We start from the raw sequence: 22,975 nt of genomic DNA, 5'->3' as shown, positions 1-22,975 counted from the left end.
CTGACCCTTTGAAAGGCTGGCACTCGCCCGCGGTGAGTGCCAGGCGGGGCTCACAGAGACAGCTGGAGGTGTGCGCGATGCTCAGTGAACGCAGGCTCGAAGTGCTGCGCGCCATCGTCCATGACTATGTGGGGACGGAGGAGCCCGTCGGCTCGAAGGCGCTCACCGAGCGGCACCGTCTGGGGGTCTCCCCGGCCACCGTCCGCAATGACATGGCGGCGCTGGAGGAGGAAGGGTTCATCGCCCAGCCCCACACCAGCGCGGGGCGCATCCCGACGGACAAGGGGTACCGCCTCTTCGTCGACAAGCTCGCCGGCGTCAAGCCGATGACCGCGCCCGAGCGTCGCGCCATCCAGAACTTCCTCGACGGCGCCGTGGATCTCGACGACGTCGTGGGGCGTACGGTGCGGCTGCTCGCGCAGCTGACCCGGCAGGTCGCCGTCGTGCAGTACCCGTCGCTCACCAGGTCGACGGTGCGGCACGTGGAACTTCTCTCGCTGGCTCCGGCCCGGCTGATGCTCGTACTGATCACCGACACGGGACGGGTCGAGCAGCGCATGATCGACTGCCCGGCGCCGTTCGGCGAGAGTGCGCTCGCGGACCTGCGGGCCAGGCTGAACAGCAGGGTCGCGGGGCGCCGGTTCGCGGATGTGCCACAGTTGGTGCAGGACCTGCCCGAGGCCTTCGAGACCGAGGACCGCGGCACGGTCGCGACGGTCCTCTCCACCCTCCTCGAAACGCTCGTGGAGGAGACCGAAGAACGGCTGATGATCGGCGGAACCGCCAATCTCACCCGCTTCGGACATGACTTTCCCCTCACCATCCGGCCCGTTCTCGAAGCCCTTGAGGAGCAGGTCGTGCTCCTCAAGTTGCTTGGTGAGGTGCAGGATTCGGGCATGGCCGTACGGATCGGTCACGAGAACGCCCATGAGGGGCTCAGCTCCACGTCCGTGGTCTCGGTCGGCTACGGTTCGGGAAGCGAGGCAGTCGCCAAACTCGGCGTGGTCGGACCGACCCGCATGGACTATCCGGGAACGATGGGAGCAGTACGCGCAGTGGCACGTTACGTCGGACAGATCCTGGCGGAGTCGTAAGTGGCCACGGACTACTACGCCGTACTCGGCGTGCGCCGCGACGCTTCCCAGGACGAGATCAAGAAGGCCTTCCGGAGGCTGGCGCGTGAGCTTCACCCGGATGTGAATCCGGATCCGAAGACTCAGGAGCGCTTCAAGGAGATCAACGCCGCGTACGAGGTGTTGTCGGACCCGCAGAAGAAGCAGGTCTACGACCTCGGCGGCGACCCCCTGTCCCAGTCGGGCGGCGGCGGAGGCGCGGGCGGCTTCGGCGCCGGCGGCTTCGGCAACTTCTCCGACATCATGGACGCGTTCTTCGGGACGGCGTCGCAGCGCGGCCCGCGCTCGCGCACGCGTCGCGGCCAGGACGCCATGATCCGCCTGGAGATCGACCTCGAAGAGGCCGCCTTCGGGACCACCAAGGACATTCAGGTCGACACGGCTGTCGTCTGTACGACCTGCAGCGGCGAGGGTGCCGCGCCGGGGACGTCCGCCCAGACCTGTGACATGTGCCGCGGTCGCGGTGAGGTGTCGCAGGTCACGCGGTCCTTCCTCGGGCAGGTCATGACGTCGCGGCCGTGCCCGCAGTGTCAGGGCTTCGGCACCGTCGTGCCGACGCCGTGCCCCGAGTGCGCGGGCGACGGGCGGATCCGCTCGCGCCGGACCCTGACGGTCAAGATCCCGGCCGGTGTCGACAACGGCACGCGGATCCAGCTCGCGGGCGAGGGCGAGGTCGGCCCCGGCGGCGGCCCCGCCGGTGACCTCTACGTCGAGATCCACGAGCTGCCGCACGCCGTCTTCCAGCGGCGCGGCGACGATCTGCACTGCACGGTGACGATCCCGATGACCGCGGCGTCGCTCGGCACGAAGGTGCCGCTGGAGACGCTGGACGGCCTGGAGGAGATCGACATCCGGCCCGGCACGCAGTCCGGCCAGTCGGTACCGCTGCACGGGCGCGGCATCACGCACCTGCGCGGCGGCGGACGCGGCGACCTCATCGTGCACGTCGAGGTCCTCACGCCGACGAAGCTCGACCCCGAGCAGGAGCGGCTGCTGCGCGAGCTGGCGCAGCTGCGCGGGGAGGAGCGGCCCACGGGGCAGTTCCAGCCGGGGCAGCAGGGGTTGTTCTCCCGCCTCAAGGATGCGTTCAACGGGCGGTAGCGCCTTGAGCGGTGGCCTTGTCGGTCACCTGCGGGGCGGTGGGGGCTGGTCGCGCAGTTCCCCGCGCCCCTGAAGACGACCGTCCCGCGCCCCTTGAAGGGGCCCGGAACGGGCCTTCAAGGGGCGCGGGGAACTGCGCGAGCAACCCGGGACGGCCCGCAGTTGCCGACGGCGGTCGATGGGGCAGACGAGGCGGCGCACACCCGGCGCGGGGTACGCGATTCGGCACGGTCGAAGGAGCGTGGCACGATGCGTGCATGTCCTCCGCACTGACCGCTCTCTGCCGCCATCCGATCGTGCAGGCCCCCATGGCGGGCGGCGCCTCCGGGCCGCAGCTGGCCGCGGCCGTCGCCGAGGCCGGCGGGCTCGGGTTCCTCGCCGCCGGGTACAAGACGGCCGACGGGATGTACCAGGAGATCAAACAGTTGCGGGGGCTGACCTCGCAACCCTTCGGCGTCAACCTCTTCATGCCACAGCCCGACACCGCGGACCCCGCGGCCGTCGAGGTCTACCGCAGCCAGCTCGCCGGCGAGGCCACCTGGTACGAGACGGAGCTCGGCGACCCGGACAGCGGGCGTGACGACGGGTACGACGCCAAGCTCGCGATCCTCCTCGACGACCCGGTGCCGGTGGTCTCCTTCACCTTCGGGTGCCCCACCCGCGACGTCCTCGACGCGTTCGCGCGCGTCGGCACCCTGACCGTCGTCACCGTCACCACGCCGGAGGAGGCCCAGACCGCGCAGTGGGCCGGCGCCGACGCCGTGTGCGTGCAGGGCATCGAGGCGGGCGGACATCAGGGCACGCACAAGGACAACCCCGAGGCCGACGGCTCCGGGATCGGGCTGCTCTCCCTCATCACCCAGGTCCGCGAGACCGCGCAGATCCCGATCGTCGCGGCCGGCGGGCTGATGCGCGGCGCGCAGATCGCCGCGGTGCTCGCGGCGGGCGCGGACGCGGCGCAGCTCGGCACGGCGTTCCTCGTCACCCCCGAGTCGGGCGCCAACGCCCTGCACAAGCAGGCCATGACCAACCCGCTGTTCGTACGGACCGAGCTGACCCGGGCGTTCTCCGGGCGCCCCGCGCGCGGTCTCGTCAACCGCTTCATGCGCGAGCACGGTCCGTACGCCCCCGCCGCCTACCCCCAGGTCCACCACCTCACCAGCGGTCTGCGCAAGGCCGCGGCCAAGGCCGGTGACGCGCAGGCCATGGCGCTCTGGGCCGGACAGGGCCACCGGCTCGCCCGGGAGCTGCCCGCCGGGCAGCTCGTGGAGGTCCTCGCCGCCGAACTGGCCGAGGCCAGGGCCTCGTCGACGGCGGAGGGCGCCGCGTGACCGCCCCCGTCTTCGTCGTCGAGGACTTCACCGCGGGCGCCGACGGGCGGTACGTACTGGACGGCCCGGAGGGGCGGCACGCCGTCTCCGTGAAGCGGCTGCACGCCGGTGAGGACGTCGTCCTGACCGACGGCGCCGGGCGGTGGGCGCAGTGCGTGGTCCTCGACACCGAGGGCAAGGACCGGCTCGTCGTGCGGATGGACGCCGTGGCCGAGGAGCCCGAGGAGTCGCCCCGCATCACCGTCGTACAGGCGCTGCCCAAGGGCGACCGCGGCGAGCTGGCCGTGGAGACCATGACCGAGACCGGCGTCGACGCCGTCGTGCCGTGGACCGCGTCCCGCTGTATCACCCAGTGGAAGGGCGACCGCGGTCTCAAGGCCCTCGCCAAGTGGCGGGCCACCGCACGCGAGGCGGGCAAGCAGTCGCGCCGGGTCCGCTTCCCCGAGGTCGCCGACGCCGCGTCGACCAAGCAGGTCGCGGCGCTCCTCGCCGGCGCCGACCTCGCGGCCGTCCTGCACGAGGAGGGCAGCGAACCGCTGGCCACGGCGGAGCTCCCGACGGCCGGGCACATCGTGCTGGTGGTCGGCCCCGAAGGGGGCGTGTCCCCGGACGAGCTCGCGGTGTTCGCCGAGGCGGGCGCGAAGCCGTACCGCCTCGGGCGCAGCGTGCTGCGCACCTCGACCGCGGGGACCGCGGCGACGGCGCTGCTCCTTGGGCGTACGGGGCGCTGGTCCTGACCCCACCTCGCGTCAAGCGGCCGGGGTTGAGCCGTTTCCGGTCGACGTGACTCCCGGCCGCGAGGGGACAGATGGCCGCAAGGGGCCTACCGCACCGGCGTACGCGGTGGCACTCTGCCGCCCATGGGGGCATTGAGACGGTTACGCGGCCGGGTGCCGGGCAAGCGGCGTCCGACGATCCTGTACGCCGTCGGGCTGGCCGGCGCCGCCGCGCTCGGCGTCACCGCGTGCGATCCCGTGGACGGTGAGCTGAACACCTCCGCGGTCGCGCTCACCACGGACGAGATGGCCACCAAGGAGCTGGAGCGGCAGAAGGCCGACGTGGCGTGGCTCAGCTGTACCGCCAGCTTCGACGACAGGGTCACCCCGCGCGGCAGGTCGGCGTCGGCGGACGCGGTGGTCGACGTGGACTGCCAGGGCGAGACCGACGACGGCAAGGACATCGGCGTCAAGGGCAAGGTGCACTCCGTCGCCGACGGCCGCTGCGTACGCGGCGACCTCACCGCCAAGGTCGACGGCAAGCAGTGGTTCCGCGTCGACGTGCTGGGCAACTGCGGTGCGGACGACGGCAATGGCGACGGTGACGGCGGTGACGACCAGCCCTCCGACCAGCCCTCCGATCCGCCCGACTCCCACCGGCCGCCGCCCTCCCACGACCCGCCCGACCCCGCACCCACCACCACCGTCACCGTGACGGTCACCCCGGACCCGCCGCCCCACCCGACCTGCCACTGCGTCCCCGGCAAGTGATCCGCCCTCTGTCGGCCACCGGGTGATCCGCCCTCTGTCGGCCCGCCGAGACCGTGCCTAGGCTGGTCGGCGTGACAGAGGCAGCGCACTCCGCGTATCTCCGGTTCCCGCACATCCACGGCGAGTTGGTCGCGTTCACGGCCGAGGACGACGTCTGGGTCGCGCCCCTCGACGGGGGCCGCGCCTGGCGGGTCAGCGCCGACAACGTGCCCGTGAACCACCCCAGGATCTCCCCGGACGGCACGACCGTCGCCTGGACCTCCCGCCGCGACGGGGCACCAGAAGTGCACATCGCGCCCCTTGAGGGCGGCCCTACCAAGCGGCTGACGTACTGGGGGAGTTGGCAGACCGCCGTGTGCGGCTGGACGCCCGACGGGCAGGTGCTCGCCGTCAGCGCGGCGGGGCAGGCCTCCCTGCGGCGCAGCTGGGCACGGGCCGTGCCGCTCGACGGCGGACCCGCGGCCACCCTGCCGTACGGCATCGTCGGCGACGTCGCGCACGGCCCCGACGGGCAGGTCCTGCTGCTCTCTGCCCCGATGGGCCGCGAGGCCGCCCGGTGGAAGCGGTACCGGGGCGGCACCGCGGGCAAGCTGTGGATACGTCGGCCCACCGGGGGCGACGAGGACGGCGGCGGCGAGGGGCTCGTGGAACCCTTCGTGCGCGTCCACGAAGAACTCGACGGGAACATCGAGTACCCGCTCTGGGTCGGCGACCGCATCGCCTTCCTCTCCGACCACGAAGGCGTCGGCGCCCTCTACTCCTCGCTGCCCGACGGCACCGACCTGCGGCGCCACACCCCGCTCGACAGCGGCTTCTACGCACGGCACGCCGCCACCGACGGCACCCGCGTCGTCCACATGTCCGCCGGTGAACTGTGGCTCCTCGACGACCTGGTGGACGCCGAGCCGCGCCGCGTCGGCCTCCGCCTCGGCGGGCAGCGCACCGACCTGCAGCCGCACCCCGTGTCCGCCGCCCGCTGGTTCGGGGCCGCCGCGCCCGACCACACCGGGCGCGGCAGCGCCGTCTCCGTGCGCGGCTCCGTGCACTGGGTCACGCACCGCGAGGGCCCCGCCCGTGCGCTCGCCGCCGAGCCGGGGGTGCGCGCCCGGCTGCCCCGCACCTTCCGCGTCGAGGGTGAGGAACACGTCGTGTGGGTGACGGACGCGGAGGGCGACGAGGCGCTCGAATTCGCGCCGGCCACCGGCCCCGCGCCCGGCACCACCCCGCGCAGGCTCGCCGCGGGACAGCTCGGCCGGGTCCTCGGGCTCGCCGTGGCGCCGGACGGCTCCCGTGCCGCCGTCGCCTCGCACGACGGCCGCGTGCTGCTCGTCGAGCGGGAGAGCGGCGAGGTCCGCGAGGTCGACCGGAGCGCCGACGGCGAGGTCACCGGGCTCGTCTTCTCGCCCGACTCCGCCTGGCTCGCCTGGTCGCACCCCGGGCCGAGCCCGCTGCGCCAGCTGAAGCTCGCCAACACCGCGGACCTGTCGGTCGCCGAGGCGACCCCGCTGCGCTTCCGCGACTACGCGCCCGCGTTCACCCTCGACGGCAAGCACCTCGCCTTCCTGTCCGCGCGCGCCTTCGACCCGGTCTACGACGAACACGTCTTCGACCTCGCGTTCGTCGGCGGCTCCCGGCCGCACCTGCTCACCCTCGCCGCGACCACGCCGTCCCCCTTCGGACCACAGCGGCACGGCAGGCCCTTCGACGCGCAGGACTCCGGCTCCGAGACGCCCGACAGCGAGGGCGCCCCCGTCACCCGCATCGACTTCGACGGGCTCGCCGACCGCATCGTGCCGTTCCCCGTCGAGGCGGCCCGCTACACCACGCTGCGGGCCGCCAAGGACGGCCTGCTCTGGCTCCGCCACCCGGTGCGCGGCGTGCTCGGCGCCTCCCGCGCCACCCCGCACGACCCCGACCCCAAGACGGAGCTGGAGCGGTACGACCTCGCACAGCACCGCGTGGAGGGGCTCGCCGCGGACGCCGACCACTTCGCCGTCACCGGTGACGGCAAGCGGGTCCTGCTGTGGACCGACGGCAAGCTGAAGGTGGTGCCGAGCGACCGGCGCGCCTCCGGCGACGAGGACAGCGACTCGAACATCACCGTCGACCTCTCCCGGGTCCGCTACACCGTCGACCCGGCCGCCGAGTGGCGTCAGATGTACGAGGAGACGGGCCGCCTCATGCGGGACAACTTCTGGCGGCCCGACATGGGCGGCGTCGACTGGGACGGGGTCCTGGACCGCTACCGTCCGGTGCTCGCCCGCGTCGCCACCCACGACGACCTCGTCGACCTGCTGTGGGAGGTGCACGGCGAACTCGGCACCTCGCACGCGTACGTGGTCTCCGGCGGCGGGGGCGGCGCGCACCGCCAGGGGCTCCTCGGCGCCGACCTCTCGCGCGGCGACGACGGGCTGTGGCGCATCGACCGGATCCTGCCCTCGGAGACCTCCGACCCGGCCGCCCGGTCCCCGCTCGCCGCGCCCGGCGTCGCGGCCCGCCCCGGCGACGCGGTCATCGAGGTCAACGGCTGCCCCGTCGACCCGGTCGCGGGCCCCGGGCCGCTGCTGGTGGGCACCGCGGGCAAGCCGGTCGAGCTGACCGTGTCGCCGTCCGGCGGCGGCGACCCGCGGTACGCCGTGGTGATCCCCGTCGACGACGAGGAGCCGCTGCGCTACCACGCCTGGGTCGCCGGCCGGCGGGCGTACGTCCACGAACGCTCCGGCGGCCGCCTCGGCTACCTCCACGTGCCCGACATGCAGGCGCCCGGCTGGGCGCAGATCCACCGTGACCTGCGTATCGAGGTCGCCCGCGAGGGCCTGGTCGTGGACGTGCGGGAGAACCGCGGCGGGCACACCTCGCAGCTCGTCGTGGAGAAGCTGGCGCGCCGCGTCGTCGGCTGGGACGTGCCGAGGGGGGCCCGCCCGTTCAGCTATCCCATGGACGCGCCGCGCGGCCCGGTCGTCGCCGTCGCCAACGAGTTCTCCGGCTCCGACGGGGACATCGTCAACGCCGCGATCAGGGCGCTCGGCATCGGACCCGTGGTGGGCACCCGCACCTGGGGCGGCGTCGTCGGCATCGACAGCCGCTACCACCTGGTCGACGGGACGCTGGTGACGCAGCCGAAGTACGCGTTCTGGCTGGAGGGCCACGAGTGGGGCGTCGAGAACCACGGCGTCGACCCGGACGTGGAGGTCGTCACCACCCCCGACGACCATGTGGCGGGCCGCGACCCGCAGTTGGACGAGGCGGTCCGCATCGCGCTGGCCGCGCTGGAGGAGCACCCGGCGAAGACACCGCCGCTCCTGCCCGGCGCGGAGTGACCCGGCCGGGGCCCGGCCCCCGGCCTCTTGACGCGACGGCCGATAGCATGCCGGACGTACTGATCTTTCCGTTTCCAGGAGGCGGCCCATGGCGGGCGAAGCGCAAAGCGACTGCTTGTTCTGCAAGATCGTCACGGGTGAGGTGCCCGCGACCGTCGTCCGGGAGACCGAGACGACCGTGGCCTTCCGCGACATCAACCCGCAGGCGCCCACCCACGTCCTGGTGATCCCCAAGGCGCACTACCCGGACGCGGCCTCCCTCGCCGCCGCCGAGCCGCAGATCGCCGCGGACGTGCTGCGCGAGGCGGGCGAGGTCGCCGCGCAGGAGAAGGCGGAGAGCTACCGCATCGTCTTCAACACCGGCGCCGGCGCGGGCCAGACCGTGTTCCACACGCACGCGCACGTCCTGGGCGGCCGCGGCCTCCAGTGGCCTCCCGGATAGCGGGGCCGCACTCCTTGTCCGTACGTGAACTGGTGGTGCTCGGCACCGCGAGCCAAGTCCCCACCCGGCACCGCAACCACAACGGCTACGTCCTGCTCTGGGACGGCCAGGGCATCATGTTCGACCCCGGCGAGGGCACGCAGCGGCAGATGCTGCGCGCCGGGGTCGCCGCCCACGACCTGCACCGGATCTGCGTCACGCACTTCCACGGCGACCACTCCCTGGGGCTCGCCGGGGTGATCCAGCGCATCAACCTCGACCGGGTCCCGCACCCCGTCACCGCCCACTACCCGGCGTCGGGGCAGCGCTTCTTCGACCGCCTGCGGTACGCGACGGCGTACCGCGAGACCGTGCGGCTCGCCGAGGAACCGGTCGCCGCCGACGGGCCGCTGGCCGTGACGGACTCCTACACCCTCGACGCGATCAAGCTCTCACACCCGGTCGAGTCGTACGGCTACCGGATCACCGAGCCCGACGGGCGCCGGATGCTGCCCGCCCTGCTCGCCGAGCGCGGCATCAAGGGGCCCGACGTGGGACGGCTCCAGAAGGAGGGCAGCCTCGGCGGCGTGACCCTCGACGAGGTCAGCGAGGTGCGGCGCGGGCAGCGGTTCGCCTTCGTGATGGACACCCGCCTCTGCGACGGCGTGCACGCGCTCGCCGAGGGCTGCGACATGCTCGTCATCGAGTCGACGTTCCTCGACGAGGACGAACAACTCGCCACCGACCACGGCCACCTGACGGCAGGACAGGCCGCCCGCGTGGCCGTCGACGCGGGCGTGCGGCACCTCGTCCTCACCCACTTCAGCCAGCGCTACCCCGACCCGGCCCTCTACGAACAGCAGGCCCGCGCCGCCGGCTTCGACGGCGAACTCACCATCGCGCGGGACCTGTCGCGCGTACCCCTCCCCAAACGAACCTGAACCACCCCCCCCGAACTGAGCGAGACCGCACCATGCCGATCCCCAAGGCCGAACTCCACCTCCACATCGAAGGCACCCTCGAACCCGAGCTCGCCTTCGCCCTCGCCGCGCGCAACGGCGTCGAACTGCCCTACGCCGACACCGAAGAGCTCCGCAAGGCCTACCTCTTCGACGACCTCCAGAGCTTCCTGGACCTCTACTACAGCCTCATGGCCGTGCTGCGCACCGAGGCCGACTTCGAGGAGCTCGCGGACGCCTACCTCGCCCGCGCCGCCGCACAGGGCGTCCGGCACGCGGAGATCTTCTTCGACCCGCAGGCGCACACGGCCCGCGGCGTCCCCATCGCCACCGTCATCGAGGGCCTCTCCCGCGCCCTGGACCGCAGTGAGGAGCGGCACGGCGTCTCCACGCGGCTGATCATGTGCTTCCTGCGCGACCAGTCCGCCGACTCCGCCCTGGAGACCCTGAGGGCCGCCGAACCCCACCTCGACCGGATCATCGGCATCGGCCTCGACTCGGCCGAGGTCGGCCACCCGCCGGCCAAGTTCAAGGAGGTGTACGAGGCCGCCGCCGCGCTGGGCCTGCGGCTCGTCGCCCACGCGGGGGAGGAGGGCCCGCCCGCGTACATCACGGAAGCCCTCGACGTCCTGCGCGTCGAGCGCATCGACCACGGGCTGCGCTGCATGGAGGACCCGGAGCTGGTGGAGCGGCTGGTCCGCGACCGCGTGCCGCTCACGCTCTGCCCGCTCTCCAACGTCCGGCTGCGCGCCATCGACGTCCTGGAGGAGCACCCGCTGCCGCAAATGCTGGACGCCGGCCTGATGTGCACGGTCAACTCCGACGACCCGGCCTACTTCGGCGGGTACGTCGACGACACCTTCCACGCCGTGCGCGAGGCGCTCGGCCTCGACCAGGAGCGGCTGCGCACGCTCGCCCGGAACTCCTTCGAGGCGGCCTTCCTGGACCGCGACGAGGCGGACGAGGCGCTGCGGGCCCGGTACCTCGCCGAGGTCGAGGCTTATTCGTTCGACTGACCGTCGGTGCCGGGTTACGGTCATCGGCATGGACTCCATCGCGCAGATCTACGGCTGACACGGCCCTCGCAGGCCCCCGCCCGCCCCTGAGGGGCCGAGGCGGCGGGCCGCCGTGTCCCCGTCAGATCCACAGCTCTCTTTAGCTGTCCGTACGCGAAGGAATTCCCATGTCATCCCGACGGCTCTCCCGTCGCCCTGCCCACATCGCCATGATCGGCGTGCCGATGGTCAGCCACGTGCTGCCGGGCCTCGAGGTCGTCCGCGAGCTCGCGGCCCGCGGCCACCGCGTGACGTACGCCAACGACCCGGCCGCCGCGGGCCTCATCGAGCCCACCGGCGCCGAGTTCGTCGCGTACGAGTCGACGCTCCCGCACCGCGACAACATCTGGCCCGATGACCCGATCGAGGCGAGCGCGCTCTTCCTCGACGACGCGATGGCGGTCCTCCCGCAGCTCCACGCGGCGTACGACGACGACCCCGCCGACCTGTACCTGTACGACATCGGCGCCTACGTCGCCCGTGCGCTCGCCGAGGCGCAGGGGCGGCCGCTCGTGCAGCTGTCGCCCACCTTCGTGGCGTGGGGCAGCTATCAGGAGGACGTCGGCGCGCACCTCGCGAAACTGCCGGGCGCCGACGCCCTGGAGGCCCGGTTCAAGGAGTGGCTCGCCGGGTGCGGGGCCACGACGCCGGACGTGGGGGAGTTCTCCGGCGTGCCGCCGCGCGGCATCGCCACGATCCCGCGCGCCATGCAGCCCCACGCCGACACCGTCGACCCGGAGCGGATCGACTTCGTCGGGCCCTGCCTCGGCGACCGCGCCCTGCGCGAGAGCTGGACGCGGCCCGAGGGCGCGGAGAAGGTGCTCCTGGTCTCGCTCGGCTCGGCGTACACCGTGCAGCCGGAGTTCTACCGGCAGTGCGTGGCCGCGTTCGGGGACCTGCCCGGGTGGCACGTCGTCCTCCAGATCGGCAGGCACGTGGATCCCGCGGAGCTGGGCGATGACGTTCCGGGCAACGTCGAAGTCTGCTCTTGGGCGCCGCAGTTGGCGATCCTGGAGCAGGCCGACGCGTTCGTCACCCATGCGGGCATGGGGAGCAGTGGGGAAGGGCTCTTCTGTGGGGTGCCGATGATCGCGGTGCCGCAGGGGGCCGAACAGCCCATGAACGCGGACCGGTTGGTGGAGTTGGGGGTGGCTCGGCGTGTCGACACGGCCGACGCGACGGCGGCCGTGCTGCGGGGTGCGCTGCGGGAGCTGACCTCTGACCCCGAAGTCGCGCGCCGGTGCGCGGAGTTGCGGGAGCAGGTCCGTGCCGAGGGCGGGGCGCGGCGGGCCGCCGACCTGATCGAAGCGGAACTCTAGAGCTCCGCTGGGGCGGTGAATCCCCCCATTGACGCTTGCTGTTCGCGTACCTAGTCTCCGTTCTCATGTATGGACACCGCTCCGGCAGTCTCGTCATCACGGACGTCCGTCTCACGCCCGTCCTCGTCGCCGATCCGCCGCTCCTCAACACGCAGGGCGTGCACCAGCCCTACACGCCCCGGCTGATCATCGAGGTGGTCACGGCCGGTGGGGTGACGGGGATCGGGGAGACGTACGGGGACGGGAAGTACCTGGAGATCGCGCGGCCGCTCGCCCGGCGGCTGGTCGGCCACGCGGTCTCCGAGCCGAACCGGCTGTTCACACTCGCGGACGAGACGGCCGTCGACGCCGCCCGCGTCGACGACTCCGTGGACGTCGGCGGCCTGCGCGGCGTGCAGACCGCCGACAAGCTGCGGCTCTCCGTCGTCTCCGGGTTCGAGGTGGCCTGTCTGGACGCCCTCGGCAAGACGCTCGGGCTTCCCGTGCACGCGCTGCTCGGCGGCAAGGTGCGCGACGCCGTGGAGTACAGCGCGTACCTGTTCTACAAGTGGGCCGAGCACCCGGCGGGGATCGCGAGCGAGAAGGACGACGGGTGGGGCGCCGCCCTCGACCCGGCCGGGATCGTCGCCCAGGCCCGGCTCTTCGCCGAGCGGTACGGCTTCTCGTCCTTCAAGCTCAAGGGCGGCGTCTTCCCGCCGGACGAGGAGGCCGCCGCGATCCGCGCCCTGGCCGACGCGTTCCCCGGCCGCCCGCTCCGGCTCGACCCCAACGGCGCCTGGTCCGTGGAGACTTCGCTGAAGGTCGCGGACGAGCTCGGCGACGTACTGGAGTACCTGGAGGACCCCGCGCTCGGCACGCCCGCGATGGCGGAGGTCGCCGCGGGCACGCCGGTGCCGCTCGCCACGAACATGTGCGTGACGACCTTCGAGGAGATACCCGAGGCCTTCGCGAAGAAGGCCGTGCAGGTGGTGCTCTCCGACCACCACTACTGGGGCGGCCTGCGGCGCACCCGCGAGCTGGCCGCCGTCTGCCGCACCTTCGGCGTGAGCGTGTCCATGCACTCCAACACGCACCTGGGCATCAGCCTCGCCGCGATGACGCACGTGGCCGCGACCGTGCCCGGACTCGACCACGCCTGCGACACGCACTACCCGTGGCAGGCCGAGGACGTGCTCACCTCGCGGCTGCGGTTCACCGACGGGAACATCGCCGTCACCGACACCCCGGGTCTCGGCGTCGAGCTCGACAGGGACAGGCTCGCCGCCCTGCACGCGCGCTGGCTGGACGACGACTTCCGCGCGCTGCGGGAGCGGGACGACGCGGCGGCGATGCGGGTGACCGACCCGGCGTGGACCACCCCGGCCGTGCCGCGCTGGTAGCCCCTCGTCCGTTACGTTGCCTGCATGGTCGTACCCGAACAGCCCACCGTCGACCCGCTGAAGGCGGCCCGCAGAGCCGGGGATCCGGACTGCGACGTCTACCTCACCGGCACGGTTTTCCTCGACATCATCTTCACCGGCCTCGACTCCGCGCCCGTGCGCGGGACCGAGTCGTGGGCGCGCGGCATGGGGTCGAGCCCCGGCGGCGTCGCCAACATGGCGACCGCGCTCGCCCGGCTCGGCCTGCACACGTCGCTCGCCGCGGCCTTCGGCGACGACCACTACGGGGAGTACTGCTGGGACGCCCTGGAACAGGGCGAGGGCATCGACCTCACCCCGTCACGGACCGTGCCGGGCTGGCACTCGCCGGTGACGGTCTCCATGGCGTACGAGGGCGAGCGGACCATGGTCAGCCACGGCCACGAGCCGCCGCCGGACGCCGACGCGCCGGACGGGGGCGCCCCCTCCTGCCCGCCACGCGCGCGTGCCGCCGTCGCCTCGCTGACGCCCGGCGTCCACGCCCCCTGGATCGAGCGGGCCGCGCGGAGCGGCACCCGCATCTTCGCCGACGTCGGCTGGGACGACACCGGGCGGTGGGACCTGGCCGCTCTGCCCGACCTGGAGCACTGCGAGGCGTTCCTGCCGAACGCCGAGGAGGCGATGCGGTACACGCGCACGTCGTGCCCCCGCGCCGCGGCCCGGGCGCTCACCAAGCACGTGCCGCTCGCCGTGGTGACGCTGGGAGCCGAGGGCGCGTACGCCGTGGACGGGCGGACCGGCGAGACCGCCGAGGTCCCCGCCATCGAGGTCGAGGCGCTCGACCCCACCGGCGCGGGGGACGTCTTCGTCGCGGGATTCGTCACCGGGACGCTCGCGGAGTGGCCCCTCGCGGACCGGCTCGCCTTCGCGGGTCTCACGGCGGCGCTCTCGGTGCAGGAGTTCGGCGGGTCCCTGTCGGCGCCCGGGTGGGCGGAGGTCGGCGCCTGGTGGCGCCGGGTGCGGGAGCTGGACGGCCAGGATCCGGTCGCGCTGCGGCGGTACGCGTTCCTGGAGACGCTGCTCCCCGCGGCGAGCCGCCCGTGGCCCCTGCGGCGGGCCGTGCCGACGATCGGCTTCCGCTCGGCATGACGGGCCGGGCCCGGGGGACGTGTGGGACGGACGGGGGAAAAGGCCTACGGCCTCGGGCGTGGCGCGTCGTACTCTTGGCAGTGCAAGGCTGTCGAGCGGCCACCGAGCCCCGCATGAGGAGGATGAGCAGGCCTTCAGAGCCGGCCCATGACTCAGACACCCACAACTCACACCGATGCCCAGGGCCAGTCCCGAGCGCACTTCACCGTCCCGGCGAAACATCCCATGGTGACGGTCCTCGGCTCCGGCGACGCCCTGCTGCGGGTGATCGAGAAGGCCTTCCCGGCGGCCGACATCCACGTCCGGGGCAATGAGATCAGCGCCGTGGGCGCGGCCCGCGAAGTCGCCCTCATCCAGCGCCTGTTCGACCAGATGATGCTGGTGCTCCGCACCGGTCAGCCGATGACGGAGGACGCAGTGGAACGCTCGATCGCCATGCTGAGGGCGGACGAGAACGGCGACGGCGCGGAGGAGACCCCCGCCGAGGTCCTCACCCAGAACATCCTCTCGTCCCGCGGCCGCACCATCCGCCCCAAGACGCTGAACCAGAAGCGGTACGTCGACGCGATCGACAAGCACACCATCGTCTTCGGGATCGGCCCCGCCGGCACGGGCAAGACCTACCTCGCCATGGCCAAGGCCGTGCAGGCCCTGCAGTCCAAGCAGGTCAACCGCATCATCCTGACCCGCCCCGCGGTCGAGGCGGGCGAGCGGCTCGGCTTCCTGCCGGGCACGCTGTACGAGAAGATCGACCCGTATCTCCGCCCGCTCTACGACGCCCTGCACGACATGCTCGACCCGGACTCGATCCCGCGCCTGATGGCGGCGGGCACGATCGAGGTGGCGCCGCTCGCGTACATGCGCGGCCGGACGCTGAACGACGCGTTCATCATCCTCGACGAGGCGCAGAACACCAGCGCCGAGCAGATGAAGATGTTCCTCACCCGCCTCGGCTTCGACTCGAAGATCGTCATCACCGGTGACATCACCCAGGTCGACCTGCCGGGCGGCACCAAGAGCGGCCTGCGCGAGGTGCAGCAGATCCTCGACGGCGTGGAGGACATCCACTTCTCGCGGCTCACCTCCCACGATGTCGTTCGGCACAAGCTCGTCGGCCGTATCGTCGACGCGTACGAGCAGCACGACAGCCGCGACGGGAAGTAGACGAGCACCACCATGTCGATCGACGTCAACAACGAATCCGGAACCGAGGTCGACGAGCAGGCGATCCTCGACATCGCCCGCTACGCCCTCGCGCGGATGCGCATCCACCCGCTCTCCGAGCTCTCGGTGATCGTCGTGGACGCCGACGCCATGGAGCAGCTGCACATCCAGTGGATGGACCTGCCGGGGCCGACGGACGTCATGTCCTTCCCGATGGACGAGCTGCGGCCGCCCATGAAGGACGACGGCGAGCTCCCGCAGGGCCTCCTCGGCGACATCGTGCTCTGCCCCGAGGTCGCCACGCAGCAGGGCAAGGACGCCCCGACGCAGCACTCCATGGACGAGGAGCTCCAGCTCCTGACCGTCCACGGGGTGCTGCACCTGCTCGGGTACGACCACGAGGAGCCCGACGAGAAGGCCGAGATGTTCGGTCTGCAGGCCGCGATCGTCGACGGCTGGCGTGCCGAGAAGGGCCTGACTGGCCCCTCTCCGGCGCCCACCGTCTCGTAGCGCCATGAGTCCTCAGCTGATCGTCGGCGCGGTCGCCCTTGTCGTCGTGGCCTGGCTCGCGGCGTGCGCGGAGGCGGGCATCGCCCGGGTCTCCAGCTTCCGCGCGGACGAGGCGGTCCGCTCGGGGCGGCGCGGCAGCGCGAAGCTCGCGCAGGTCGCCGCCGACCCGACCCGCTATCTGAATGTGGCGCTGCTCGTGCGGGTGGCCTGCGAGATGGCCGCGTCGGCCCTGGTGACGTACGCCTGTCTGCGGGAGTTCGACGAGACCTGGCAGGCCCTCGCGGTCGCCATCGGCGTGATGGTCCTCGTCAGCTATGTGGCGGTGGGCGTGTCCCCGCGCACCATCGGCCGCCAGCACCCGCTGAACACGGCGACCGCCTCGGCGTACGTCCTGCTGCCGCTGGCCCGCGTCATGGGCCCCATCCCGCCGCTCCTGATCCTGATCGGCAACGCCCTCACGCCCGGCAAGGGCTTCCGGCGCGGCCCGTTCGCCTCCGAGGCCGAACTGCGCGCCATGGTGGACCTCGCCGAGAAGGAGTCCCTGATCGAGGACGAGGAGCGCCGCATGGTGCACTCCGTCTTCGAGCTGGGCGACACCCTGGTGCGCGAGGTCATGGTGCCCCGCACCGACCTGGTCGCCATCGAGCGGTTCAAGACGATCCGCCAGGCCCTCACCCTCGCGCTGCGCTCCGGCTTCTCGCGCATACCCGTGACGGGGGAGAGCGAGGACGACGTCGTCGGCATGGTGTACCTGAAGGACCTGGCGCGCAAGACGCACATCAACCGCGACAGCGAGTCCGACCTGGTGTCGACGGCGATGCGCCCGGCCACCTTCGTCCCCGACACGAAGAACGCGGGCGATCTGCTGCGCGAGATGCAGCAGGAGCGCAACCACGTGGCCGTGGTCATCGACGAGTACGGCGGGACGGCCGGCATCGTCACCATCGAGGACATCCTCGAGGAGATCGTCGGCGAGATCACCGACGAGTACGACCGTGAGCTGCCCCCGGTGGAGGAGCTGGCGGACGGCTGCTACCGCGTGACGGCGCGGCTCGACATCGGCGACCTGGGGGAGCTGTTCGGCCTCGACGAGTTCGACGACGAGGACGTCGAGACCGTCGGCGGTCTGCTCGCCAAGCGCCTCGGCCGCGTCCCGATCGCGGGGGCGTCGGCGGTGGTGCCGCTGCCGGACGGGCGGGATCTCAAGCTCACCGCGGAGTCCGCGGCCGGCCGCCGGAACCGCATCATGACGGTCCTTGTGGAGCCCGCCCCGGCCGATGCCGAAGGCGGCGCCGTGAAGGCGGAGGAGTCCGGGTGACGCCCGAGAAGCTGCGCGCCTTCTGCCTGTCCTTCAACGGCGCGGTGGAAGACTTCCCGTTCAATCCGGAGACGTCGGTCTTCAAGGTGGCCGGGAAGATGTTCGCGCTCACGGCACTCGACGCGCGTCCGCTCACCGTCAACCTCAAGTGTGAGCCGGACATCGCCGTCCGGCTGCGGGCCGAGCACCCGGAGATCGTGCCGGGCTGGCACATGAACAAGCGCCACTGGAACACGGTGACGGTCGACGGCAAACTCACCGACCGGCAGGTCAGGGAGCTCGTCGAGGACTCGTACGACTTGGTGGTCGCGGGTCTGCCCCGGGCGGAGCGCCTGCGGCTCGACCGCCCCTGAGGGGCGTACGCGGCGCGGGGTGCTCCGCGCAGAGTGTCCCCAACAGCCCCTCGCCATCGGGGTGGTGGGGCAGGCAGAATGGAGTGAAGGGCGGATCCGAAACGCTCCCACTCCGGGCTGCCGGCCAAGGGAACTCGGAGTGGAAACGTCAGTGCGATGGCGTCCGCCGCAGCTGGCCCCGGCCTCAGGTCGGGGCCAGTTCGCGTTCACACGTGGGGCAGCACCCACTTGTCGATGATCTCCTGGACCATCACCAAGAGGCTCACCCACGGGGCCGACAGTGCGACCCGATCGGTCCACGTGCGGATGGTGCGGCGCCCGTCAGGCTCCTCGGCCATCGGGCTGTACTCCTTCCTGGTTCCACACACGTCGTGGATACCGCGGCGAGCCACGAACGGGTGGCGCCAGGAAGGGGGAACTCGGCGGTGTCGACGGCCCTCGATGGAGTGAGGCCGTATCGAATCGACTCTGCTCTCAACCTCCTTGCGGCGGCGGACAGTTGGCAGGCTACCCTCTGCCATATCGTAGCTCGGACGTGGCGACATGGGTAGTACTGTCGGACACATCGCGCATCGTGGGCTCGCCAAGTGCGATATAGCTACTCGGCAACTGTCGGCCTCGGCTCGCCCGCTGCGGTTGCGCGCCCCCGCGCTTCGAGGTCTCCTGACAGTGGCGTGAACTGTCGTCCCGGAAGGTCTCGATGAGTAAGCTGCTAGTCTGCTATGTTGCACCTCGCACGGTCCGGTTGGGGGTGGAGCCATCATGAGCGCGCCAAGTGCGGCACTTCAGCGGCTGCGGCTGCGCACAGAGCTCCGAAAGGCGCGGACCGCCGCGCAGCTGACCCAGCGCCAGGTCGCCGCGAAGATGGAGTGGAGCCCCTCCAAGCTGATCCGCATCGAGGCCGGCGAGGTCGGCATCTCGGTCAACGACCTGCGGCCCCTCCTGGAGACGTACGGGATCCGGGACCGACGCAAGATCGAGGAGCTGCTCGACCTCGCCCGGGGCAGCCGGAAGATGCCGTACGCGGAGTACCGCGACCTGTACAGCAAGGAATTCCTGCAGCTCCTCGCCCTGGAGTCGTCGGCATCCATCGTCCGGGCGTACAACTCGCTCCAGGTGCCGGGACCCTTGCAGACCGAGGAGTACGGCCGCGCCATCATGCAGGCCTACGACAAGGGCATCGACAACGAAGCCGTCGAGCGGGCCATCGAGGTGCGGCTCTCCCGCCAGGAGACGCTGACATCGGGCGACCGCGAGGTCTTCTACATCCTCGACGAGTCGGTCGTGCGCCGTCAGGTCGGTGGACGCGGCGTCATGCGCGCCCAGTTGGAGCGCCTCGCGGAGCTGGCCGCCCTGCCGAAGGTCAGCATCCAGATCCTCCCCTTCAGCGTCGGAGCGCATCCTGGGATCCAAGGCCCCTTCATGCTCTTCGAGTTCGAGGCGGACGAGATGCCGGACACGCTCTACCTGGAGAACCCGCGCGGCGACTCCTACAGCACCAACGCGCCCGAGGAGAGCGGGCGTTACCTGGAAAGGTTCTGGGAGCTGGAGGACCTCGCCATCAAGGAGCGCAACGTGGACATGCTGAGAATGCTGGCGGCCAGGGCCGAGGAGGGCGTCGACGACCTGGAGCGGCTGTTCTCGCCCGTCGAGGTGACCTGACACACCATCAGTCCCGCGTGTCACAAGGGACCTTGGCGCGAAACGGGCCGTACAGATCTGTGTGACGCGCCGTTATTCTGGAAGAGGTGCTGCGTCCCTCTGCACCAGCCGTGCTGGGCCGGCTGGCCTTCCGCACCCGGGGTGGAGGAGAAGCGTGGTGAGTACGTGGGCATGGCGCAAGAGCAGTGCGAGCGGGTCGGCCAACGACGAGTGCGTGGAGATCGCCTGGACCGGCAGGACAGTCCTCGTCCGTGACTCCGCGCGGCCCCGGGGCGCGGTCGTCGCGGTGGGCCCGGACGCCTGGGACGCCTTTCTCTCCTCGGTCGCCGGCAACGACCCGGTGCATGACGTGGCAGCGGCCCGGCCCTGACGGGGCCGGGCCGGTTCACGCCGCTCGCGGGGCTCAGGCGCGCTTGCGTCCGCCGAGCCCGACCGCCACCGCGGCCGCCGTCACCAGCACCACCGCCGCGTCGATCGCGAGCACCGTCCGCGTGCCCGCCAGCAAGTCCGTGTTCGTCGTCGCGAGGACGCCGAGCAGGGGGATGCCGATGGTGATGCCGACCTGCTGGGTGGAGGTGACCAGGCCCGTGGCCAGGCCCTGCTCCTCGTCGGGGACGCCCGACGTGACCGTGAGGCCGTACGAGATGATCGCGCCCAGGTGGCACATGCTCGCCAGCGACACCGCGGCCGTCGCGAGCCAGACCGACCAGCCGCTCTCACCGATGCCGAGCAGCGCCGCGCCCAGCACGCCCTGACCGGCCAGCGAGCCGACCAGGGTGCGGCGGGCGCCGAAGCGGCCGATGACCTTCGGCGCGTACACGCCGGCGACCACCGAGAGGACGCCCTGCACGCCGAAGACGAGACCGGTCTCGAAGGCGGAGAGGCGCAGGACCTCCTGGAGGTACAGCGTCAGCACGAAGACGACCGTCGACATCATCGAGAACGTGACCAGGCCGCCCAGATTGCCCCACGCCACCGTGCGGCGGCGCAGCATCGGCAGCGAGACGAGCGGGGACGCGGCGCGCGACTCGACGTATCCGAACGCCACGAGCAGGGCGACGCCCGCCACCAGCGCCACGATGACGTCCGTGCCGCCGAAGCCGCGCTCGGCCGCCGTGGAGAGGGCGTAGATCAGGGAGAGCAGTCCGCCGGTGACCGTCACGGCGCCCGGGAGGTCCAGGCGGGGGCGGTCCGGGGTGCGGGACTCCGGCAGCAGCCCGGGGGCCAGCGGCAGCACGATCAGCGCGAAGAGCGTAAGGAGGCCCATCGTGGAACGCCAGCCGAGCGTGTCGGTCAGTACGCCGCCGAGCACCATGCCGACCGTGAAGCCGAGCGACAGGAGCGTGCCGGAGATGCCGAGCGCCCGGTCGCGCTGCGGCCCCTCGGGGAACGTCGTCGTCAGGAGCGACATGCCGGTCGGCACGATCGCCGCCGCGCCGAGACCCTGCAGCGCACGTGCCGTCAGGAACGACGCCGGGTCCCACGCGAACGTGGCGAGCAGCGAGGCGAGGCCGAAGAGCGCGAGGCCCGCGAGGAACAGCTTGCGGCGCCCGAAGAGGTCACCGGTCCTGCCGAAGAGGAGCAGGAACCCTCCCGAGGGCAGGGCGAAGGCGGTCACCGCCCACTGCAGCGCGGAGTGGCTCATGCCGAGGTCGGCGCCGAGCACGGGCAGCGCCACGTTCAGCACGGAGAAGTCGAGCGCGACCATGAACTGTGCGGCGCAGAGCACGAAGAGGACGAGCTTGTCACGGGCGGAGAGCCTGGGTCCTGGCTCGGATTTCCGCGGTTGCGGCGCCGGCGGCGCGGCCTGGGGGGACGGGGCAGTGGTGGTGTCGATCGCCATGGTCAAGAGCTTGCGGCGGCCGGAATAGACGTGGGGAGCGGGAACTTATGCTGGTGGTCGGAACACCAGTCAGGGCTTGGGGGAGCGCCACATGGCAACACCGTCGGTCGCGGCGTCGGGCACGGAGGCGTCCAAGGCGCGCCGCCTCGGGGAGCTGCGGGAGTTCCTGATGAGCCGCCGCGCGCGGATCAGCCCCGCGGAGGCCGGACTCCCGGACGGCGGGGCCCGACGGCGCACGCCTGGGTTGCGCCGCGAGGAGGTCGCCGTGCTCGCCGGCGTCGGGGCGTCCTGGTACCAGTGGCTGGAGCAGGGCCGCGACATCTCCGTCTCGCCGCAGGTCCTGGACTCCGTGGCGCGCGTGCTGAAGCTGAGCGGCGCCGAGCGGCGGCATCTGTACGTCCTTGCCGGGCTCAACCCGCCGCGGCCCGAGGTCGCAAGGGACGACGCGGAGATGTGCGAGGGGCTGCACCGGCTCATCGACACGTGGATGCCGCAGCCGGCGCACATCATGGACGCGTACTGGAACTGCGTCATGTACAACGACGCGGCCGCGTCGGTGCTCGGCATGCGCTCGGAGACCTCCGAGAACTGCCTGCTCACCTTCTTCACCGACCCCATCTACCGCGCCCGGGCGCGGAGTTGGGAGCGGAACGCGCCGCAGGTCGTGGCGATGTACCGGGCCGCGTGCTCGGAGCACCCCGACGACGACGGCTTCGCCGCGGTGATCGCCGAGGCGCAGTCGGTGAGCCCCGAGTTCGCGGAGCTGTGGGAGCGGCGGGACATCCTGCCCGGCGGGCAGGTCGCCAAGGAGATCGAGCATCCGGTGGTGGGCGCGCTGTTCCTGGAGTCGACGCAGCTGAAGGTGCCGGCCAGGCCCGACCTCACCATCGTGCTGCACACGCCGCTGCCGCACGCCGAGGTGGACACGGCGGGCAAGCTGGCGTGGCTCGCCTCGCCCGAGGGGCGCCGGGGCTCGATCCATCCGGTGGCGATGTGAGCAGGTCTGCGAGCGGTCCATCCGGTGGCGGGGCGGCGGTGCCCGCTCCGTATGCTCGGGGCATGACTGAGAGCGCCGCGCTTGGCCCCGAGGACCGCAAGATCGTCACCCTGGCCCGTTCCGCCCGGGCCCGCAACGGAGTGCCCGAGGGGGCGGCCGTGCGGGACGAGACCGGTCGGACGTACGTCGCCGGGACGGTGGCTCTCGACTCGCTCCAGCTGTCCGCGCTGCGGACGGCGGTGGCGATGGCGGTCGCGTCGGGGGCGGAGTCCCTTGAGGCGGCGGCGGTCGTCTCCGGGGCGGAGAAGGTTTCCGACGAGGATCTGGCCGCCGTGCGGGACCTGGGCGGGGCCGGTACGCCCGTCTTCCTGGCGGGGCCCGACGGCGAGGTCCGGGCGCGGGTCGAGGCGGGCTGAGCGCTCCGCTCCCGCCTCCGGGCGGGTCCCGGCTTCCCCCCTTCGGGCCGGGCGGTGCGGCGGGGCTCCGGGGATCAGG

At 72.1% G+C, this 22,975-nt stretch carries 22 protein-coding genes; 20 read left to right on the top strand and 2 right to left on the bottom strand.

Features of this window, described 5'->3' with window-relative positions; genetic code table 11:
- The first annotated feature begins 77 nt into the window (after nucleotides 1-77).
- The 16 genes from hrcA to ACH4D5_RS02215 all read left to right on the top strand — a co-directional run bounded on the left by hrcA (nucleotide 78) and on the right by ACH4D5_RS02215 (nucleotide 17,978).
- The gene (gene hrcA / locus ACH4D5_RS02290; protein WP_398297676.1) at nucleotides 78-1,094 is read left to right on the top strand and encodes a heat-inducible transcriptional repressor HrcA; all 1,017 of its coding nucleotides are present in this window, start codon (nucleotides 78-80) and stop codon (nucleotides 1,092-1,094) included.
- Entirely contained in the window at nucleotides 1,095-2,234 is a 1,140-nt protein-coding gene (gene dnaJ / locus ACH4D5_RS02285) for a molecular chaperone DnaJ (protein WP_398297674.1), read from the top strand.
- Between the two features lie 257 nt (nucleotides 2,235-2,491).
- Nucleotides 2,492-3,565: a nitronate monooxygenase gene (locus tag ACH4D5_RS02280; RefSeq protein WP_398297672.1), complete on the top strand. Its 1,074-nt coding sequence runs from the start codon at nucleotides 2,492-2,494 to the stop codon at nucleotides 3,563-3,565.
- Nucleotides 3,562-4,302: a 16S rRNA (uracil(1498)-N(3))-methyltransferase gene (locus tag ACH4D5_RS02275; RefSeq protein WP_398297670.1), complete on the top strand. Its 741-nt coding sequence runs from the start codon at nucleotides 3,562-3,564 to the stop codon at nucleotides 4,300-4,302. Before ACH4D5_RS02280 ends, ACH4D5_RS02275 begins: the two co-directional genes overlap by 4 nt.
- Nucleotides 4,303-4,425: 123 nt before the next feature.
- Nucleotides 4,426-5,052 (top strand): hypothetical protein, encoded by a 627-nt coding sequence (locus tag ACH4D5_RS02270; RefSeq protein ID WP_398297668.1) that lies wholly within the window; start codon nucleotides 4,426-4,428, stop codon nucleotides 5,050-5,052.
- A gap of 71 nt (nucleotides 5,053-5,123) precedes the next feature.
- Entirely contained in the window at nucleotides 5,124-8,372 is a 3,249-nt protein-coding gene (locus ACH4D5_RS02265; RefSeq protein WP_398297666.1) for a S41 family peptidase, read from the top strand.
- A gap of 88 nt (nucleotides 8,373-8,460) precedes the next feature.
- Nucleotides 8,461-8,814 carry a histidine triad nucleotide-binding protein gene (locus ACH4D5_RS02260; RefSeq protein ID WP_398297664.1) on the top strand — a complete coding sequence of 118 codons (354 nt, stop codon included), beginning with the start codon at nucleotides 8,461-8,463 and terminating at the stop codon, nucleotides 8,812-8,814.
- 14 nt (nucleotides 8,815-8,828) lie between these two features.
- A complete protein-coding gene (locus tag ACH4D5_RS02255; protein ID WP_398297663.1) occupies nucleotides 8,829-9,734 on the top strand; it encodes a ribonuclease Z in 906 nt (301 codons plus the stop codon).
- Nucleotides 9,735-9,766: 32 nt separating this feature from the next.
- Nucleotides 9,767-10,768 carry an adenosine deaminase gene (locus tag ACH4D5_RS02250; protein WP_398297661.1) on the top strand — a complete coding sequence of 334 codons (1,002 nt, stop codon included), beginning with the start codon at nucleotides 9,767-9,769 and terminating at the stop codon, nucleotides 10,766-10,768.
- 167 nt (nucleotides 10,769-10,935) lie between these two features.
- Complete coding sequence (locus ACH4D5_RS02245; RefSeq protein WP_398297659.1) at nucleotides 10,936-12,126, top strand: macrolide family glycosyltransferase; 1,191 nt, start codon at nucleotides 10,936-10,938, stop codon at nucleotides 12,124-12,126.
- 65 nt (nucleotides 12,127-12,191) lie between these two features.
- Nucleotides 12,192-13,505 carry a glucarate dehydratase family protein gene (locus tag ACH4D5_RS02240; RefSeq protein ID WP_398297657.1) on the top strand — a complete coding sequence of 438 codons (1,314 nt, stop codon included), beginning with the start codon at nucleotides 12,192-12,194 and terminating at the stop codon, nucleotides 13,503-13,505.
- 24 nt (nucleotides 13,506-13,529) lie between these two features.
- Complete coding sequence (locus tag ACH4D5_RS02235; RefSeq protein ID WP_398297655.1) at nucleotides 13,530-14,633, top strand: carbohydrate kinase family protein; 1,104 nt, start codon at nucleotides 13,530-13,532, stop codon at nucleotides 14,631-14,633.
- A gap of 147 nt (nucleotides 14,634-14,780) precedes the next feature.
- Nucleotides 14,781-15,797, top strand: coding sequence for a PhoH family protein (locus tag ACH4D5_RS02230; protein WP_362995693.1), 1,017 nt, complete (start codon nucleotides 14,781-14,783; stop codon nucleotides 15,795-15,797).
- A gap of 12 nt (nucleotides 15,798-15,809) precedes the next feature.
- Entirely contained in the window at nucleotides 15,810-16,307 is a 498-nt protein-coding gene (ybeY, locus tag ACH4D5_RS02225) for an rRNA maturation RNase YbeY (RefSeq protein ID WP_398297653.1), read from the top strand.
- Between the two features lie 4 nt (nucleotides 16,308-16,311).
- Entirely contained in the window at nucleotides 16,312-17,625 is a 1,314-nt protein-coding gene (locus ACH4D5_RS02220; RefSeq protein WP_398297651.1) for a hemolysin family protein, read from the top strand.
- Entirely contained in the window at nucleotides 17,622-17,978 is a 357-nt protein-coding gene (locus tag ACH4D5_RS02215) for an MmcQ/YjbR family DNA-binding protein (protein ID WP_398297649.1), read from the top strand. The genes ACH4D5_RS02220 and ACH4D5_RS02215 overlap by 4 nt, the downstream gene beginning before the upstream one ends.
- A gap of 206 nt (nucleotides 17,979-18,184) precedes the next feature.
- Here ACH4D5_RS02215 and ACH4D5_RS02210 read toward each other — a convergent pair whose 3' ends face one another.
- Nucleotides 18,185-18,316, bottom strand: a complete 132-nt coding sequence (locus ACH4D5_RS02210) for a hypothetical protein (protein ID WP_398297647.1) — start codon at nucleotides 18,314-18,316, stop codon at nucleotides 18,185-18,187.
- Between the two features lie 424 nt (nucleotides 18,317-18,740).
- On the opposite strand from ACH4D5_RS02210, the gene ACH4D5_RS02205 reads away from it, so the two are divergent.
- Nucleotides 18,741-19,640 carry a helix-turn-helix domain-containing protein gene (locus ACH4D5_RS02205; RefSeq protein ID WP_398297645.1) on the top strand — a complete coding sequence of 300 codons (900 nt, stop codon included), beginning with the start codon at nucleotides 18,741-18,743 and terminating at the stop codon, nucleotides 19,638-19,640.
- Between the two features lie 157 nt (nucleotides 19,641-19,797).
- On the top strand, nucleotides 19,798-20,010 hold the full coding sequence (locus ACH4D5_RS02200; RefSeq protein WP_398297643.1) for a DUF397 domain-containing protein: 213 nt from the start codon (nucleotides 19,798-19,800) through the stop codon (nucleotides 20,008-20,010).
- Between the two features lie 33 nt (nucleotides 20,011-20,043).
- Here the strand turns inward: ACH4D5_RS02200 and ACH4D5_RS02195 are convergent, their stop codons facing one another.
- Entirely contained in the window at nucleotides 20,044-21,483 is a 1,440-nt protein-coding gene (locus ACH4D5_RS02195) for an MFS transporter (protein ID WP_398297641.1), read from the bottom strand.
- Between the two features lie 91 nt (nucleotides 21,484-21,574).
- On the opposite strand from ACH4D5_RS02195, the gene ACH4D5_RS02190 reads away from it, so the two are divergent.
- Both ACH4D5_RS02190 and ACH4D5_RS02185 read left to right on the top strand, forming a co-directional pair.
- Complete coding sequence (locus ACH4D5_RS02190; protein WP_398297639.1) at nucleotides 21,575-22,480, top strand: helix-turn-helix transcriptional regulator; 906 nt, start codon at nucleotides 21,575-21,577, stop codon at nucleotides 22,478-22,480.
- Nucleotides 22,481-22,542: 62 nt separating this feature from the next.
- A complete protein-coding gene (locus ACH4D5_RS02185; protein WP_398297637.1) occupies nucleotides 22,543-22,896 on the top strand; it encodes a cytidine deaminase in 354 nt (117 codons plus the stop codon).
- Nucleotides 22,897-22,975: the final 79 nt, after the last annotated feature.

This window comes from Streptomyces sp. NPDC018029 (assembly GCF_044327655.1).
GTDB lineage: Bacteria > Actinomycetota > Actinomycetes > Streptomycetales > Streptomycetaceae > Streptomyces.
Note: the sequence above shows the minus strand (reverse complement) of the source record. Positions and strands in the feature narration are given on the sequence as shown.

What these genes read in the sequence shown, in the direction of transcription:
- hrcA (WP_398297676.1), top strand. Translation starts at nt 78, where the DNA reads ATGCTCAGTGAACGCAGGCTCGAAGTGCTGCGCGCCATCGTCCATGAC.
- ACH4D5_RS02280 (WP_398297672.1), top strand. Translation starts at nt 2,492, where the DNA reads ATGTCCTCCGCACTGACCGCTCTCTGCCGCCATCCGATCGTGCAGGCC.
- ACH4D5_RS02270 (WP_398297668.1), top strand. Translation starts at nt 4,426, where the DNA reads ATGGGGGCATTGAGACGGTTACGCGGCCGGGTGCCGGGCAAGCGGCGT.
- ACH4D5_RS02260 (WP_398297664.1), top strand. Translation starts at nt 8,461, where the DNA reads ATGGCGGGCGAAGCGCAAAGCGACTGCTTGTTCTGCAAGATCGTCACG.
- ACH4D5_RS02250 (WP_398297661.1), top strand. Translation starts at nt 9,767, where the DNA reads ATGCCGATCCCCAAGGCCGAACTCCACCTCCACATCGAAGGCACCCTC.
- ACH4D5_RS02245 (WP_398297659.1), top strand. Translation starts at nt 10,936, where the DNA reads ATGTCATCCCGACGGCTCTCCCGTCGCCCTGCCCACATCGCCATGATC.
- ACH4D5_RS02240 (WP_398297657.1), top strand. Translation starts at nt 12,192, where the DNA reads ATGTATGGACACCGCTCCGGCAGTCTCGTCATCACGGACGTCCGTCTC.
- ACH4D5_RS02235 (WP_398297655.1), top strand. Translation starts at nt 13,530, where the DNA reads ATGGTCGTACCCGAACAGCCCACCGTCGACCCGCTGAAGGCGGCCCGC.
- ACH4D5_RS02230 (WP_362995693.1), top strand. Translation starts at nt 14,781, where the DNA reads ATGACTCAGACACCCACAACTCACACCGATGCCCAGGGCCAGTCCCGA.
- ybeY (WP_398297653.1), top strand. Translation starts at nt 15,810, where the DNA reads ATGTCGATCGACGTCAACAACGAATCCGGAACCGAGGTCGACGAGCAG.
- ACH4D5_RS02220 (WP_398297651.1), top strand. Translation starts at nt 16,312, where the DNA reads ATGAGTCCTCAGCTGATCGTCGGCGCGGTCGCCCTTGTCGTCGTGGCC.
- ACH4D5_RS02210 (WP_398297647.1), bottom strand. Translation starts at nt 18,316, where the DNA reads ATGGCCGAGGAGCCTGACGGGCGCCGCACCATCCGCACGTGGACCGAT.
- ACH4D5_RS02205 (WP_398297645.1), top strand. Translation starts at nt 18,741, where the DNA reads ATGAGCGCGCCAAGTGCGGCACTTCAGCGGCTGCGGCTGCGCACAGAG.
- ACH4D5_RS02195 (WP_398297641.1), bottom strand. Translation starts at nt 21,483, where the DNA reads ATGGCGATCGACACCACCACTGCCCCGTCCCCCCAGGCCGCGCCGCCG.
- ACH4D5_RS02190 (WP_398297639.1), top strand. Translation starts at nt 21,575, where the DNA reads ATGGCAACACCGTCGGTCGCGGCGTCGGGCACGGAGGCGTCCAAGGCG.
- ACH4D5_RS02185 (WP_398297637.1), top strand. Translation starts at nt 22,543, where the DNA reads ATGACTGAGAGCGCCGCGCTTGGCCCCGAGGACCGCAAGATCGTCACC.